This is a genomic window from Streptosporangium canum (genome assembly GCF_900113865.1).
In the GTDB taxonomy this organism is placed as follows: domain Bacteria; phylum Actinomycetota; class Actinomycetes; order Streptosporangiales; family Streptosporangiaceae; genus Streptosporangium; species Streptosporangium canum.
The window spans coordinates 158667-174164 of sequence record NZ_FOQY01000001.1; the positions used below are offsets into that span (position 1 = coordinate 158667).

The following is a 15498-nucleotide window of genomic DNA, read 5'->3' on the forward strand; positions in this document are numbered from 1 at the left end:
TCCGTACGGTCACCGGGGCCGCTCCAGGTCGAAGGCGACGTCGGCCACCCGCACCGTCGCGACCCGGGGGTCCTTGATCAGCTCGCGCAGCGACGAGATCGTGGCCAGGGAGTCCACGTAGGCGTAGGCCCTGCCCTCACCCGCCGCCTTCCGCAGCCGGGCCAGGTCGAGCCCGAACCGCCTGAGGTTGGGCTCGTCGTGCTCGCGCAGCATGCCCACCCAGGCCCGGAAGCCCTCCAGCGTCTCCGGGGGCGAGTCGTAGCACATCCCGCTCTTGGGCAGGCCCATGCGGCTGGGTCTCATGGTCGACTCCCACGTGATCGGGGTGGACCGCGGCCGTTCCTCGTAGACCACGCTGTTGGGACATCCGTCGTGCCGCCGGGCGAAGGAGACGAGCTGGGCGCTGGTCATCGGTTCGGTGAACTCGACGACCGCCAGGGCGTTCATGTCCTGGGGCAGGCGCGCCAGGACCTTGCGCATGTCCGCTTTGGGCTGGTTGCCGGTGCGGACGTTGATGAGCGCGTAGGTCAGCGGGGTCGTGTTCCCCTGGCCGAGCGGCGGCGTGCGCACCCGGCCGAAGAAGTCCTGCGTGATCTGGTCCCGCTTGCTGGTGAAGGACCCGGCGGAGAAGCCTCCGACCGCGCGGACCGGGCTGATCCGCGCCTCCAGGGACAGCGACAGCGGCGATGCGCCGGTCTCACCGAACCCGATCCGGTATTCGGGGTTGGCGACCTGCATGGCCGTACCCAGCACGTCGCGCATGCGCCGCTCGCGGTCGCCGCGCTTCTGGATCCACGCGGACCCCACGGTCGCCGTCAGCGCCACCACGAGCAACGCGCTCAGCGTCACCAGGGCCGTACGGACGACGCCTCTGCGCACGGCCCTGCGCGTCCTCTTCGGATCGAAGTCGGGGAGCTCGAACCCTTCGGGCTCGAAGTCAGGCTCGGTCATCGGGTGGCTCCGTACATCTCGGCGAAGGCGGCGCGGGCGCGCCACACGGCTGTCTTGATCGACGCGACGGATCGGCCGGTCATCGCGGCCACCTCCACCAGGGAGAACCCGTCGAAGTAGACGAGGGTGAGCAGCCTGCGCTGCTGCTCGGGCAACCGGCCGAGCACGTCGCGGACCGCGACGGCGTCGGTGACCGCCTCACGCAGGCCCAGCTCGTCCGGATCGGGCAGCGGCAGTTCGGTACGGCTGCGCCGCAGGTGGTCGACGAGCACGTTGCGGGCGATGCTGAGCAGCCACGCGACGGGCGACTCCCCGCGCCAGCCGAGCAGCGCCCTGGTGGCCTTGACGAAGGTCTCCTGGGCGAGGTCCTCGGCGAGATGGGGGTCGCGGGTGCGTCGCAGGAGGTAACCGCAGACCAGCGGCCAGTGCTCCCGGTAGAGCTGCTCAATGCGGGTGCCGATGGCCGCCTCCGCGTCGGGGGTTGATTCATCACAAACTAGGAGACGGCTTCGGCAGAGGATTGGTCACACACCAGTGACGTGAGGGCCGGAGATTGGTGTACTGGAGGTATGGCACGCCATCTGATCCAGGGACGCGAGATCGCCATGCCGGTGCGGATCCGGAACGCCTCCGTCTGCAGCGCCTCCTACCTGGTCCGGGCGGACGCCGCCCGGGCGGTGATCGCCTACTCGGGGCTGGACGTCGCCGAGGTGCTGCCCGGCAAGGCCCTGTGCACGCTGGTGTTCGTCGACTACGCAGACGGCGACCTCGACGCCTACCGGGAGTTCGGCGTGGCCTTCCTGGTCCGGCCGCCCGGGGCGGGCCCACCGCCGCCCCGGGGGCTGCGCGCCGGCCTGTCGGAGCTGCGCAGGGCCGGGGCCGGGGCGTTCATCCACTGGCTCCCCGTCGACCAGGGCTTCACCATGGAGGCGGGCCGCACGATCTGGGGCTTCCCCAAGGAACTGGCCGACATCGACCTCCGCCTGGGCTCCCCCTACAAGCGGTGCATCCTGCGCAAGGACGGCCGCCTGGTGCTGGACCTGCTGGTCAAGCCCGGCGTCCCGGTGCCCGGGGGCGGCACGATGGCCCCCGTCGACGCCTACAGCCACCTGGACGGCGTCACCCGCCGCATCCCCTGGTCGATGTCCCCCCGCGGGGTCCGCATGCGCCCCGGCGGGGCGCTGATCCGCCTGGGCAACCACCCCGTCGCCAAGGAGCTGAGCGAGCTCGGCCTGCCCAAACTCGCCCTGATGACCAGCACGGTCTCCCACCTCACCATGACCTTCGGCGAGGCGAAGGAGCTGTAGGCGCCGCATGAACGCGGGCGCGCTCCACTCCTCTTACGGCTACTCCGCGGCTCTTACGGCGTCCCCGCGAACGTCGCCGCTTCTCGCGGTCACGGTCAGGCCCGGACGTCGCCTCAGACGTCGGAATCCAGCAGCGGCAGTTCGGCACGGGTGGGCAGCCCCTGCCACTCGCTGGTGCTGGACACCGCGAAAGCCGCCAGCAGGGCGCCCCGGCGCAGCCGGTCGGCGGGGTGCAACCGCTCCAGCAGCGCGCTGAGATAGCCGGCGGCGAAGGCGTCTCCCGAACCGGTGGGGTCGACCACGGGCGTGCCGAGGCTCGGGGCGTCGTGGCGGACGCCGTCCACCCGGACGCTCGCACCCCGGGCGCCCCGGATCACGATGACCTCCCGGTCCCCGCCGAGGGCGGGCTTGACCAGATCCAGCTCGCTCTGCCGGACGAACAGCACGTCGGCCGAGCAGGCCAGCGCGCTGAGGATCTCCTCGGCCTCCCGGAGGTCCGGCCAGAGCTGGTCGCGGTAGTTGACGGCCACCGAGACGGTGACCCCCGCGAGCCGTGCGGCCCGCACGGCGGCGTGCACGGCGTCGCGCGCGCCCAGCGCGGCGGCGATCCCGCTGACGTGCAGGACCCGGGAGGCCGCGATCCGGTCGATGGGGACGTTGCCCAGCGTGAGCCGGGTCCCCGTCCGGTAGTAGGTGACCCTCGCCGCCTGCCCGAGCCTGGACTCCTTCAGCAGCAGCCCGGTGGGGGAGGCGTCGTCCACCCGCGCGTCCGAGACGTCCACGCCCTCACCGCGCAGCGCCGTGAGGATCCGGGCGCCGATCTCGTCGCCCCCCACCTTGCCCAGCCAGGCCGCCGCGTGCCCGAGCCTGGCCAGCCCGACCGCGACGGTGAGCTCGGCTCCGGCCACGTCCAGCCTGGCCTCGTGCTCGTGACGGATCCGGCCACTGGTGACGACGGCGAAGGCCTCGCCGAGGGTGTAGACGTCCACCACGGGGTCAGACGATCGGCGGGCGGCCCAGGCGGAGCATGCGCCAGGCGGTCTTCCAGCCCATGGGACGGCGTTCCCCCGCAGGCTCGCGGAGACCTTCGGTGAAGCCCTTGAACCAGGCGCGCAGGGCGGTGCCGGAGCGTTCGCGGATCAGGGTGAGGGCGATCCAGTTGAGGAGATAGAGCGCGGCCAGGGGCCAGGGCAGGTTGCGGCGGGCCAGCCAGACGCGGTTGCGGGCGTTGAGGCGGTAGAAGTCGGCGTGGCGGGTGGGGGGGACCTGCGGGTGGTACATGACGGTCTGGGCGTCGTATTCGATGCGGTAGCCCTCACCGAGCAGCCGCCAGGCCAGGTCGGTCTCCTCATGAGCGTAGAAGAACCGCTCGGGGAGGCCGCCGACCTGCAGGAAGGCGGATCGGCGGATGGCGCAGGCGCCGCCCAGGAAGGTGGTGACCGGAGAGGACCGCTCGGGGTCCCCCGCCCGCAGGCGGGGGACGTGGCGCCGCTGGCCGGTGCCGCCCTCGGGGTCCATCACCCGGAAGGAGACGACGGCCAGGTCGTGCTCGGTGGAGAAACGCTCACGCAGGTGGGAGACGACGTTCATCGCGCCGTACCAGCCGTCGTCGTCCAGGAAGAGCACCACGTCGCCCGAGCACTCCTCGACGCCGCGGTTGCGGCCCGCCGGGATGCCCGTGTTGTGGCTGAGCCGCACGGTCTTGATCGAGGCGGACGAGCCCGCCGGCGCGGCGACCGACAGCTCGGGGACGTCCGCGCCGTTGCCGACGATGACCACCTCGACGTCGCCGTCGGTCTGGTGCAGCGCGGACTCGACGGCCCGGTCCAGCTCGGGGACCCGATTGCCCATGGTGAGGATGACGCACGAGATCTTCAACGGGTCATCGTCCTGACGCGTCGAGAGCACGTGCGGAGCATACTTTCATGATCACCGAGTCTGCTGGGTCGGGCACATGTGGCATGGCTGAACGTTTCTGATTTACCGGAAAGCAAGCGTATCGGAACCGTCGGCGAACACCCACCAAACAACGAGGTGTCCGCACCTACGACGCACCGCACCGCTCTCCGGTTCCTCATGAAAGCCGCCTGGAGGCCAGGATGCTGACCAGGTGCAGTGCCATCTGCAGCACGGCGACCACGACACAGGCCACCACGAGCACCCGGGTGGCGGCCAGGCCGCCCGCGAGCAGGTCCCACACCGCGGCGACGACCACGATGATCGACAGCTCGACGGCCTGGACGAGCCGGTGGAACTTCAGGGCGGCGGCGGCCTTGCGGGCCATCCCCAGGCCGCGCGACTGGAACTGCTCGGCCGAGCTCTCGGTCGCCGCGACCAGGCCGGACCGGGCGCGGGCCACGTCGACCAGGTCGGTCTCCGCCTTGATCAGGATGGCGCCGAGCGCGGCGGCGAAGCCCATCACGGTGTACCAGTCGGGAAGGGTCTCCGACGCCCGGAAGCCCAGCCCGATGAGCAGGGCGGCCTCGGCGAAGTAGTGGCCGACCCGGTCCAGGTAGACGCCGGTGATGGAGGTCCGCCTGGTCCACCGCGCCAGCTCGCCGTCGGAGCAGTCGAGCAGCAGGTAGAGCTGGATCAGCAGCGCGGCGCCGACCGCGGCCCAGAGGCCGGGGAGCGCGATGACCACGCCCGCCAGCAGCCCGGACAGGATCATCAGCCAGGTGGTCTGGTTGGGGGTGATCGGCGTCTTGGCGAGGAACCAGGTGACGTAGATCGACAGCTTCCGCATGTACAGCGCGCCGGCCCAGTGCTCGCCGCTGTTGCGGTCCATGGTCGAGTGCGGCTGGGCGACCGCACGGAGCTCAGCGACCGACGGCCCGGACATAATCCTCCACCCGATCGCGAATCTCCGGCTCCGACAGGCGCAGGTGCTCCAGGATCGTGTAACGCCCCGGACGGGTCGAGGGCGCCAGCATGACCGCCTCGGTGAACTGCTCGACGGTCAGCCCCAGATCGACAGGGGTGACCGGCAGCTCGTGCCCGCGCAGGCAGTCGACGACCTGGTTGAGCCTCCGGGAGTCCTCGCGGAGGAAGAAGCAGAAGGCGGCACCGACCCCGGCGAGCTCGCCATGGTTGGAGGTGCCGGGAAAAAGCTGATCCACGGCATGAAGGATCTCATGGTCTCCGCCACTGGAGGGACGGGAGGACCCGGCGATCACCATCGACATCCCCGAGAGGATGAGCGCCTCGGCCAGCACGGTGAGGAAGGCGTCGGACTCGATCGAGTCGTTCCGGCCGATCAGGGCCTCCGCCGCGGTGCGGGCCATCGCGCAGGCCAGGCCGTCGATCGGCTCACCCCGCTCGGCGTTGCCGAGCTGCCAGTCCTCGATCGCCGACAGGTTGCTCACCACGTCTCCGACCCCGGAACGGACCAGGGACGGCGGCGCGTCGTGGACGAAATCGAGATCCACCATGATGGCCAGCGGCATGGGCACGCCGAAGGTGCCCTTGCCGCCGTCGTGCGTCAGCGACGCCACCGGCGAGCAGATCCCGTCGTGCGACAGGTTGGTGGCCACCGCCACCATGGGGATGCCGGCGAGCGAGGCGGCGTACTTGGTCGCGTCGATGGTCTTGCCGCCGCCGATCCCGACGACCGCCTCGTAGGCGCCCTTGCGCAGGTCGGCGCCGAGCGAGACGGCCGCGTCCACCGAGCCGTCGGGGACCCGGAAGACCTGGGCCTCGCCGAGCGAGGGGGCGATCACCGAGGCGATCCGGTCGCCCTGGCCCGCGCCCACCGCCACCGCCACCCGCCCGGAGGTCGCCACCCGGCTGTCGGCCAGCAACGAGCCGAGCTGGGCGATCGCGCCCCGCCGTACCTCCATGGTCAGCGGGGCGGGCAGCATTCTGGCTAGTATCGGCACGCGATCTCCCGCGCCTTGGCGAGGTCGTCGTGGTTGTCGACCTCGACCCACGGGACATCGCCGATCGGGGCGACCGCGATCTTCTCACCACGGGCGACCAGCTCCTGGTAGCCGTCCTCGTAGTAGAGCTGCGGGTCGCGCTCGAAGGTGGCCTGGAGGGCGTCGGCGAGGCGCTCGCCGATGCCGGGGCGGATCAGCGTCGCGCCGATGTACTCACCCGCGGCGTCGGCCGGGTCCATCAGCTTGGTGATCAGCTTGAGATGGCCGTCACCGTCGAGGGTGACCTTCATCTCCTCGTCGGCGAGCCGCTTCACCGCGTCGACCGCGAGCAGGATGTCACTGGTCGCGGGCGCCGACAGCAGCGTGTGCTCGACGGAGACCGGGTGCACCGTGTCCCCGTTGACCAGCAGCACACCCTGGTCGAAGTAGTCGCGCGCGCACCACAGGGAGTAGGCGTTGTTCCACTCCTCGGCCTTGTCGTTGTGCACGAGGGTGAGCTTCACACCGTGCCGCCGCTCCAGCTCGGCCTTGCGCTCGTGTACGGCCTGCGCCTGGTAACCGACGATGACCACGACGTCACGGAGGTCGGCCGCCGCGAGATTCCGCAGCGAGATGTCCATGATCGTGGTCTCGCCGTCGACCGGCACCAGCGCCTTGGGCAGCGTGTCCGTGTACGGCCGCAGGCGTCGTCCGGCCCCGGCGGCCAGCACCATTCCCAGCAACGTGCGCTCCTCATCCAAGTGAGCCCCTCGGCGGGCACTCCTGGCCCCAAAGGTTAGTTGGCTTTGGGGCCTGATCGTGTAATTGAGGGTTTGCCAGGCGTTCTCAATCGTGGGCGCCCAGATCGGCGGCGTCCACCCCCGAGCGCGGCGCGGCCACCCAGCAGGTGACGCTCTCCCACCCGAAGAACCCCCACAGGTAGAGCGCGAGCAGCACGAAGACCAGCGTGACCTGCCCCGCGAGGCCGCCCAGCGCGATCAGCAGCATGCGGCCGTCCCAGCCCAGACCGGCCGTGGCCAGCCAGGGCGGCGGGTAGACGCGCTGGCGCACCCGGTAGACGACGTCGTAGTGGTGGAAGGCCAGCGCGCCGAGCAGCAGGAAGATCAACCACGGCGGCACGCCGTGCGCGAACCCGACCGAGGCCACGAATCCGTACTCGGTCAGGCGCAGGATCGGCGGGACCAGCCAGTCGAGCCTGCCGTCGTGCGGGTGGGAGCTGCCGGGGCCGGCCAGCAGCAGCGCCACCGCGGGGGCGAACACCGCCAGCCCGTCGGCGCCGGCCACGCCCACCATCAGCAGCACCCCGGTCACGAAGATCCCGACGAGCGCCGGCGGCAGCGGCGGGAGCTGGCCGGCGACCAGGTTGCCCATCGCCCGCGACAGGACCCCGTCGTCGCGGTAGGCCATCACGGTGCCGCGCGGCACCGGCGTCATGTGGACGGAAACCATCGTCGCGCTCGTCTCCTCACCGGTTCCGCGGAGTGCTCCGCGGGCCGTGCCTTCCGTCCCGCCGGGCGCGGAACCCCCGTTCCCGGTCATCGGCTGAAGGACCTGCCGATCCTGCCCGCGACCGTGTAGAGGGCGGCGACGCCGCCCCAGACCAGCAGCGCGATGAAGGTCACCCGCGCGTTGAACACCGCGGCGGTCACCGCGATCAGGGCCATCCGCTCCCCGATGGGGAGCACGATGATCTTCTTCAGCCAGCGGGTCAAGGAGATCCGCTCCAGCCGGCGCGACAGCCTGACGACCGCGTTCCCCGAGCTGGAGCCCTGCCGTTCCCGCAGGTAGCGCTCCGCGGCGGCGATCCCGTCCGCGACCTCGGCCGACCGCTCCAGCGGCGTCCGCCGCGGCACCGCCCCCATGGACGCGTCGGCCGGGGCGGTCAGTGAGGCGGCCGTCCCGGACCCGGCCGCCTCCGGCCGTCCGGCGTCGGCGCGGGCCCCCGCGTAGGAGAAGTCGATCATGTGGCGGAGCATCTGCAGGATCATCGCCGCGACCGCCAGCGCCCAGATGCCGTGCGGGCCGCCGCGGGAGTCGTCCATCCCTGCCGCGTAGCCGATGGCGAGGCCCACGTAGACGGCGTACTCCTTGACCCGGTCGAAGGTGGCGTCCAGCCACGCGCCGAGCGGGGAGAAAGCACGGGTGTAGCGGGCGAGCTGGCCGTCCACGCAGTCGAGCACGAACGACAGGTAGAGCAGGACGGCCCCGGCGATCTGCGCCTCGCGGGTGCCCGCGGTGAACCAGACCGCGGCGAGCGCGGCCAGGCCGACGGAGATCCCGGTGACCGCGTTCGGCGTCAGGTGCAGGTCGGCCGCCAGCTTGACCAGGTGGGTGGACCAGGAGCTCACGAAGTGGGTGGTGAAGAAGCCGTCGTCGGCCTTCACCGCGAGCTCCAGCCGGGCGCGGTCCTCGTCCACCTCGCCCAGCCGCAGCACGGCCGCGTCGGCGCCCTCCTGCCCGGCCACCCGGTCGCAGTGCAGCCGCCCGATCCCGCGGGCGCGCACCGGGACGCCGGCGCGGACCAGCCCGACCAGGAGGAGGTCGCCGGCCTCGGCGCCGCCCATCGGGCCGAACCCGCCGGCCTCGGCCAGCTCGGCCAGCGTCTCCGCGGTCTCGGCGAGGACGGCGAGATCGGCCGCGCCGACCTGGAGCACGCCCCTGAAGGTGCCGTTGGCGTCGACGACGTCGTGGAAGGAGGTGCCCGCGGCGACCACCCGGCCGCCCTCGACCCGGACCGGCGGGCGCGACGGCCCGGAGTCCGCACCGCCCGTGGTCACCAGCGCGCCCGTGTCACGTGCGGGATGCTCCAGAAGCAGGGCCAGCGCCTCGGTGTGGGCCACCAGGTCTCCCACCACCACGGCCACCGGGGCGGTGGCCGTCCGGGCCACGGCGGCGACCCTTCGCAGGTCGTCGGCGAGCCCCCGCGAGCCCTCCGAACCGATCATGTAGGTGCCGCCGGGGGCGTGGATGATCTCGCTGGAGCGGGCGACCACGTGCACGTCCCCCACCGGGAGCCGGACGAGCTGATCGGTCAGCCGGTCGAGCAGCGTGCCGTCGGCGCAGCGCAGGGCCGCCGCCTCCATGGTGGCGAGCACCACGGCGGCCGTCCGGCGGGCGCCGGACGAGGCGGGGACGTGAGAGTCATGCAAACCGGGCTCCTTCGTATCCGACGGGATCACCGTACGAATCGGGGAGTGCGTACTTAGCGTAGCGAGATCTTGACGGGATAGCACGGGAGCGCGACCCGCGATCGGGTACGCACCCATTACGCTCGCCCTATCCGGACCGTTGAAGGAAGCAGATCTTGGCCGCTCTCGAACCACGCCTACGTACCGTCGGGGTCGTCCTTGCCGGCGGTGTCGGCCAGCGTGTCGGCCTCAACACCCCCAAGCAGCTTGTCAAGATCGCCGGGAAGACGATCCTCGAACACACCCTCGCGCTGTTCGACGGCGCGCCGGAGGTCGACGAGATCATCGTGATGATGACCCCGGGCTTCACCGACGAGGTGGAGCGGATCGTCGCCCTCAACGGCTTCAGGAAGGTCGGCAAGATCCTGGAGGGGGGCGCGAGCCGTCCCGAGACCACCTGGCGGGCGCTGAAGGCGCTGGGCGCGCAGGAGTGCGACGTGCTCCTGCACGACGCCGTGAGGCCGCTGCTGGAGCCCCGGATCATCACCGAGTGCGTGGAGGCCCTGAAGGTCTACTCGGCCGTCGACGTGGCGATCCCGAGCTCCGACACGATCGTGGTGGCCGCCCCCGGCCCGCGCGGGGAGATCGTCCGCGACATCCCGGAACGGTCCGGGCTGCGGCGCGGCCAGACGCCGCAGTGTTTCCGGCTCTCGGTGATCCGCGAGGCCTACGAGCGGGCCTTCGCCGACCCCGACTTCGACAGGCGGCCGCCCACCGACGACTGCGGCGTGGTGCTGCGCTACCTGCCCGACGTGCCGATCTACATCGTGCCGGGCAGCGAGCACAACATGAAGGTCACCCACCCGGTGGACGTGTTCATCGCCGACAAGCTCTTCCAGCTCGCCGCGGGCACCGCCCCGGAGCACTCCCCCTTCGCCTACCGGGAGGCGATGGAGGGCAGGACCATGGTGGTCTTCGGCGGCAGCTACGGCATCGGCGCCGACGTGGTCGACCTCGCCGAGCGCCACGGCGCCGAGGTGTTCTCCTTCTCCCGGTCGCTGAACGGGGTGCGCGTCGAGGACCCCCAGGCGGTCGAGGACGCCCTCGCCCACGCGGCCAAGGAGACCGGCAGGATCGACTACGTGGTCAACACCGCCGGCGTGCTGCACATGGGCAAGCTCGGCGAGGTGAACGACACCACGATCGCCGAGACCGTGGGGGTGAACTACCTCGGTCCCGTCAACATCGCCAGGGCGGCCATCGGCCACCTCCGCGAGACCCGGGGGCACCTGCTGCTCTACACCTCCTCCTCCTACACGCGGGGCCGGGCCGACTACAGCCTCTACTCCTCGACGAAGGCCGCCGTGGTGAACCTGACCCAGGCCCTCGCCGACGAGTGGGCCGAGTACGGCGTGCGGGTCAACTGCGTCAACCCGGAGCGGACCAGCACCCCGATGCGGGTCCGCGCTTTCGGCGAGGAACCGGCACATACCCTGCTCTCACCGCGCGCCGTCGCCCAGACCTCCCTGGATGTGCTCATCTCCCACCTCACCGGGCACGTAATCGACGTCCGCCTCGGCGGAACCTGACACAGCGCGCCTACCAGGGCAAACACCGGCACGCGGGTTAGCGTCGGAAGATGACGCGTGACCCTCGTGCCCTGATGGCGTGCGCCGCCGTGGTCGGCTCGTATCCACTGCTCGTCATCGCCGCCCTGTGGCCCCTGCCGTGGCTGTTCCTGGCGGTCTGCGCGCTGTCGTACGCGGCCGAGATCACCGCCGCCCGGCGGGCCCGCCGGGTGGTCGACCTGCTCAGCAGGGTGCGCCTGGGCGTCGCGCTGCGATTCATGATGCGCGAGACGGCCGCGATCCTCCTGGTCGCGCGTACGGAGGGCACCGACTCGCCCTGGTTCACGCTCCTGGTCCTGGGGCTGTTCACCCTGCACGGCGTGCGGGCCCTGCAGGCCTGGCTCGCGATCACCTACAGCCGCGTCCTCAACCAGCTCCCGGTGCTGACCCGCAACATCGACGGCGTGGTGCGGCTCCCCCCGCCCCCGTCGGCCGTCCTGGTCGACCACGGGAGCGTACGGATGCTCTACCTGGACATGTTCCCGGTCGGCGGCGCCGCCCTGGGCGCGGTGCTCGGCACCGGCCTCCCGGGGGCGGGCGGGGCCGTGGTCGCGCTCGGCCTCGGCGCCGCGGGCGCGATCGGCCTCCTGCCCCACCTGCGCCGGATCCAGCCGCTCAAGAACCGGCGCGGCATGCTGAAGACGGTCAACAGGCGCCTCGCCAGATACGGGCCGGAGGTGGTCCTCTACTTCTCCGGGCCGAACGACTCGGCCTACCAGGTCACCATGTGGCTGCGCCCGCTGGAGCGGATCGACCGGCGGGCGGTGGTGGTCCTGCGGGAGCGGAACATGCTCCGGCTGCTGGGAGAGACCTCGCTGCCGGTGGTCTGCATCCCGTCGGCGGCCGACCTGATGAGCTTCGGGGCGCTCGACTCCGCCCGCGTGTGCCTGTATCCGTCCAACGTCGGCAAGAACATCCACATGCTCCGCATCCGGGGGATGCGCAGCGTCTTCGTCGGCCACGGGGACAGTGACAAGGAGGCGTCGTTCAACCCGTTCACCAAGGTCTACGACGAGGTGTGGGTGGCCGGGCAGGCCGGCCGCGACCGGTATCTCCGCGCACGGGTGGGTGTGTGCGACGAGGACATCCACGAGGTGGGCCGCCCGCAGCTCACCGGCGTCCGCACCACCGGCCCGGGCCTGCCGTACCGCACGGTGCTCTACGCCCCCACCTGGGAGGGGTGGACCGACGACCTGTTCCACACCTCGATCATCACGATGGGGCCCCCGATCGTCCGCGCCCTGCTCGCCCACTCCCCCGCGCTCCGGGTGATCTACAAGCCGCACCCGCTGACCGGCTACCGCAACCTGGCCGCGCGCCGCGCCCACGAGGAGATCCTCGCGATCCTGGAGGGGACCGAGCTGTCCCGGTCCATCGCCCGCCATCCCGCCGGCGCGGTCCGCGCCGAGCCGATCGGGCACCTGGCCGTCACCGGCTCCGAACCGCCCCTCTACGACTGCTTCAACCAGGCCGACCTGATGGTCACCGACATCTCCAGCGTGGTGGCGGACTTCATCGCCAGCGGCAAGCCGTACGTGGTGACCAACGTGGCGGGGCTGCCGGAGCGGACCTTCCGCGAGCGGTATCCGAGCACGGAGGCCGGCTACCTGCTCACCCGGGACCTGGGTGAGCTGCCCGCCGTCCTGGCGGCCCTGGAGCAGGACGGGGAGGACGTCCTGGCGGCCACCAGGCACAAGCTGAAGTCCTACCTGCTCGGCCCCGACCACCCGGACGCCATGACCCGTTTCAACGACGCGGTGAACGCCGCCTGCGGCCGCGCCGAGCGCGGGGCGGACACGGCCGGGAGCGGTGTCACCGCCGCGCACGGGGCGGACACGGGCAGGACCGGTGTCGCCCCCGTAGGCGGAGACGACACGGCCGGAGCCGGTGCCGCCGCCGCGCGCGGAGAGGGCTGAGACCGGCGGCGGGCAGGCCCCGTGGCGTCAGCCCCGGGGCCGCTCGGACTTGCTCAGGCGCTTAGGGCTCGTCAGGAAGCCCCAGCCCCACGACATGTGCATGGTGACGTAGACCAGCGGCAGCCGGACGAGCGAGGCCGCGGGCAGGCCGCTGCCGGTCACCGCCGAGCCGGCCAGGATCGCCGCCAGGTAGCCGGCGGGGATCAGCAGACCGGGCCAGAGGAACGGGGAGACGACCAGGCCGGCGAGGATGGCCAGCACGGCCGCCGGGGGCGCCAGGTAGCGCAGGTTGATGGTGCCCTCGTGGGTGCGGGCGACCACCCTGCGCCAGCGGCCGTAGTGGAAGTACTGCTGGGCGAGGGCCTTGACGGTGGGCCTCGGCCGGTAGGAGACGCGCATCCGGGGCTGGAACCAGACCAGGCCGCCCGTCTCACGGATGCGGTGGTTCATCTCCCAGTCCTGCGCCCGCTGGAAGTGCTCGTCGTAGCCGCCGACCCGCTCCAGCGCCTCGCGGCGGAACACGCCGAGGTAGACCGTGTCGGCCGGCCCCGCGGTGCCGCCGGTGTGGAACCGGGCGCCGCCGACACCGATCTTGGAGGTCATGGCACGGGCCACGGCCTTCTCGAACGGCGTGACGCCCTCGGCGGCCATGACGCCGCCGACGTTGTCGGCGCCGGTCTCCTCAAGTGTCTCCACCGCGACCTGGAGGTAGTCCTCCGGAAGCATGGCGTGGCCGTCCACGCGGGCGATGATCCCGCTGCGGGAGGCGCCGATGGCGGCGTTGAGGGCGTTGGGGGTGCGTCCGGTCGGGTTCGGGACCACGGTCACCCGGGGGTCCTCGGCCGCGATCGCGTCCGCGACCTCCTGGGTGCGGTCCTGGGAGGGACCGATCGCGAGCACGACCTCGATCGGTCCGGCGTATCGCTGCGCGAGGACCTGACGCACCGCCTCCCGTAGATGGCGCTCCTCGTTCAGCACCGGGATGACGATGGAGATGGGGGGCCAGACACGTGTCTCGGGAGACGACGCCGGCGCGGGCGAGTCGGGGAACTGCTTCATGGCGTCGCTCACGCTACTGTACGGACGGGTACCTCATCGACCCAGCCGAGCCTAGGGGGCCACGCATGCGCGACCCGGAAGAGGACGACTCGGGTGTGCAGGTGGGCGGTGACGCCTACGGCACGGTCCGGGTGACCCCGGTGAACCCGAGGCGTGACCGCAGGTCCGTCAGGGGTGCCCGGTCCCGGCGTCGCGGCCTGTTCGTCGCCGGCGCGCTCTCGTGCCTGGTCCTGGGGAGCTCCGGGGTGACGTGGGCGCTGACGAACTACGCCGAGAAGAAGATCGAGGCGGTCGACGCCGGCGTGCCCGGCTCGCAGTCCACCGGCGCGATGAACATCCTGGTGGTCGGCGTGGACAGGCGCGACAACCTCTCCCGCCAGCAGCAGAACCGGCTCAAGCTGGGCCGCGAGAGCGGCGAGCGGACCGACACCATGATGGTGCTCCACCTCTCGGAGGACCACAGCAGGGCCACCGTGGTCAGCCTCCCCCGCGACACCTGGACGACGATCCCCGGCAAGGGCGAGCACAAGATCAACGCCGCCTACCAGCTCGGCGGCCCGAAGCTCGCCGTGCGGACGGTGCAGAACGCCACCGGGCTGACCATCCACCACTACGTCGAGGTCAACGTGCTGGGCTTCATCGAGGTGGTCGACGCGCTGGGCGGCGTCTCGGTCTGCACCCCGGTCGCGATCGACGACCCCAAGACCGCGCTCACGCTCCAGCCCGGCACCTACTCCCTCGACGGCGTCAAGGCCCTCGCCTACGCCCGCACCCGGGCCACCGCCCGCTCCGACCTGGACCGCATCGACCGCCAGCAGCAGGTGATCTCCGCCCTGCTGCACCAGGCCCTCAGCGGCGACACGCTCACCAACCCGGTAAGGCTCGCCTCGTTCGTCGACACCGCCCTCGGCACGCTCCGGGTGGACGACGCGCTCCGCAAGGACCTGCTCGGCCTGGCCAACCAGCTCAAGGACGTCTCCACCGACGACGTGGCCTTCGCCACCGTCCCGCTCGCCGACGTCGACTACAAGACGCCGACCAACGAGTCCGCCGTGCTCTGGGACAAGGAGGCGTCCAAAGAGCTGTTCCGCCGGATCGCCGCCGACGAGCCGCTCACCAAGCCCGCGAAGCCCACGGCGACCCCGGCCCCGGCGTCGAGCGCGACGCCGTCCCCCTCGGCCACCGCGCTGACCGTGCCGCCCTCGCGGATCTCGGTCAAGGTGCTCAACGGCACCCTGATCACCGGCCTCGGCGCGCGGACCCGCGCGGACCTGCTGAAGGCCGGTTTCCTGGTCCCCGAGATCGCCGGCGACACCCAGAGGAGGGACCACGACAAGACGGTCATCCGGTACGGCAAGGGCCGCGAGGACTCCGCGCGGACCCTGGCCGCCGCGCTGCCCGGCTCGGACACGCGCCTGGTGGAGAACCTCGGCGACCGGATCGAAGTGATCGCCGGCCGGAAGTATCAGGGGACCAAGAAGGTCAGCGTCGACGACGCCGTCAAACCGACCGCGTCTCCGGCCCCGGACCGGAGCGCCCTCCCTGCGGCCAGGACCGCCACCCAGAACATCTGCAAAAAATGAGCTGAGCGCATGAAAGCCACCTCCCCGGGCAGGTAAGCCCACACGGAG

The 15498-nt window shown here is 71.6% G+C and carries 14 protein-coding genes; 4 read left to right on the forward strand and 10 right to left on the reverse strand.

Annotated elements, in window-relative coordinates; genetic code table 11:
• Positions 1-9 precede the first annotated feature (9 nt).
• Positions 10-951 carry a hypothetical protein gene (locus tag BM085_RS00615; RefSeq protein WP_093885098.1) on the reverse strand — a complete coding sequence of 314 codons (942 nt, stop codon included), beginning with the start codon at positions 949-951 and terminating at the stop codon, positions 10-12.
• Positions 948-1472 carry a sigma-70 family RNA polymerase sigma factor gene (locus BM085_RS00620; RefSeq protein ID WP_093885099.1) on the reverse strand — a complete coding sequence of 175 codons (525 nt, stop codon included), beginning with the start codon at positions 1470-1472 and terminating at the stop codon, positions 948-950. Before BM085_RS00620 ends, BM085_RS00615 begins: the two co-directional genes overlap by 4 nt.
• Before the next feature lie 48 nt (positions 1473-1520).
• Here BM085_RS00620 and BM085_RS00625 point away from each other — a divergent pair, with 48 nt between their 5' ends.
• The gene (locus tag BM085_RS00625; protein WP_093885100.1) at positions 1521-2258 is read left to right on the forward strand and encodes an acetoacetate decarboxylase family protein; all 738 of its coding nucleotides are present in this window, start codon (positions 1521-1523) and stop codon (positions 2256-2258) included.
• 113 nt (positions 2259-2371) lie between these two features.
• On the opposite strand, the gene BM085_RS00630 is transcribed toward BM085_RS00625, so the two are convergent.
• The 7 genes from BM085_RS00630 to BM085_RS46680 form a co-directional block, all read right to left on the reverse strand.
• A complete protein-coding gene (locus tag BM085_RS00630; RefSeq protein WP_245789042.1) occupies positions 2372-3250 on the reverse strand; it encodes a sugar kinase in 879 nt (292 codons plus the stop codon).
• Between the two features lie 4 nt (positions 3251-3254).
• The gene (locus BM085_RS00635) at positions 3255-4136 is read right to left on the reverse strand and encodes a glycosyltransferase family 2 protein (RefSeq protein WP_093885354.1); all 882 of its coding nucleotides are present in this window, start codon (positions 4134-4136) and stop codon (positions 3255-3257) included.
• Positions 4137-4332: 196 nt separating this feature from the next.
• Complete coding sequence (locus tag BM085_RS00640) at positions 4333-5100, reverse strand: CDP-alcohol phosphatidyltransferase family protein (RefSeq protein ID WP_093885102.1); 768 nt, start codon at positions 5098-5100, stop codon at positions 4333-4335.
• Positions 5078-6118, reverse strand: coding sequence for an iron-containing alcohol dehydrogenase family protein (locus BM085_RS00645; protein ID WP_165781341.1), 1041 nt, complete (start codon positions 6116-6118; stop codon positions 5078-5080). Before BM085_RS00645 ends, BM085_RS00640 begins: the two co-directional genes overlap by 23 nt.
• A 5-nt stretch (positions 6119-6123) precedes the next feature.
• A complete protein-coding gene (locus tag BM085_RS00650) occupies positions 6124-6858 on the reverse strand; it encodes a phosphocholine cytidylyltransferase family protein (protein ID WP_086574810.1) in 735 nt (244 codons plus the stop codon).
• A 103-nt stretch (positions 6859-6961) separates the two neighbouring features.
• Positions 6962-7585, reverse strand: a complete 624-nt coding sequence (locus BM085_RS46675; protein ID WP_093885103.1) for a DUF5941 domain-containing protein — start codon at positions 7583-7585, stop codon at positions 6962-6964.
• 86 nt (positions 7586-7671) lie between these two features.
• Complete coding sequence (locus BM085_RS46680; protein ID WP_093885104.1) at positions 7672-9285, reverse strand: CDP-alcohol phosphatidyltransferase family protein; 1614 nt, start codon at positions 9283-9285, stop codon at positions 7672-7674.
• A 155-nt stretch (positions 9286-9440) separates the two neighbouring features.
• On the opposite strand from BM085_RS46680, the gene BM085_RS00665 reads away from it, so the two are divergent.
• Positions 9441-10853 (forward strand): bifunctional cytidylyltransferase/SDR family oxidoreductase, encoded by a 1413-nt coding sequence (locus BM085_RS00665; protein ID WP_093885105.1) that lies wholly within the window; start codon positions 9441-9443, stop codon positions 10851-10853.
• Between the two features lie 50 nt (positions 10854-10903).
• A complete protein-coding gene (locus BM085_RS00670; protein WP_245789043.1) occupies positions 10904-12808 on the forward strand; it encodes a CDP-glycerol glycerophosphotransferase family protein in 1905 nt (634 codons plus the stop codon).
• 27 nt (positions 12809-12835) lie between these two features.
• Here BM085_RS00670 and BM085_RS00675 read toward each other — a convergent pair whose 3' ends face one another.
• On the reverse strand, positions 12836-13867 hold the full coding sequence (locus BM085_RS00675; protein ID WP_093885355.1) for a glycosyltransferase family 2 protein: 1032 nt from the start codon (positions 13865-13867) through the stop codon (positions 12836-12838).
• 65 nt (positions 13868-13932) lie between these two features.
• On the opposite strand from BM085_RS00675, the gene BM085_RS00680 reads away from it, so the two are divergent.
• Positions 13933-15450, forward strand: coding sequence for an LCP family protein (locus BM085_RS00680; RefSeq protein ID WP_093885106.1), 1518 nt, complete (start codon positions 13933-13935; stop codon positions 15448-15450).
• Positions 15451-15498: the final 48 nt, after the last annotated feature.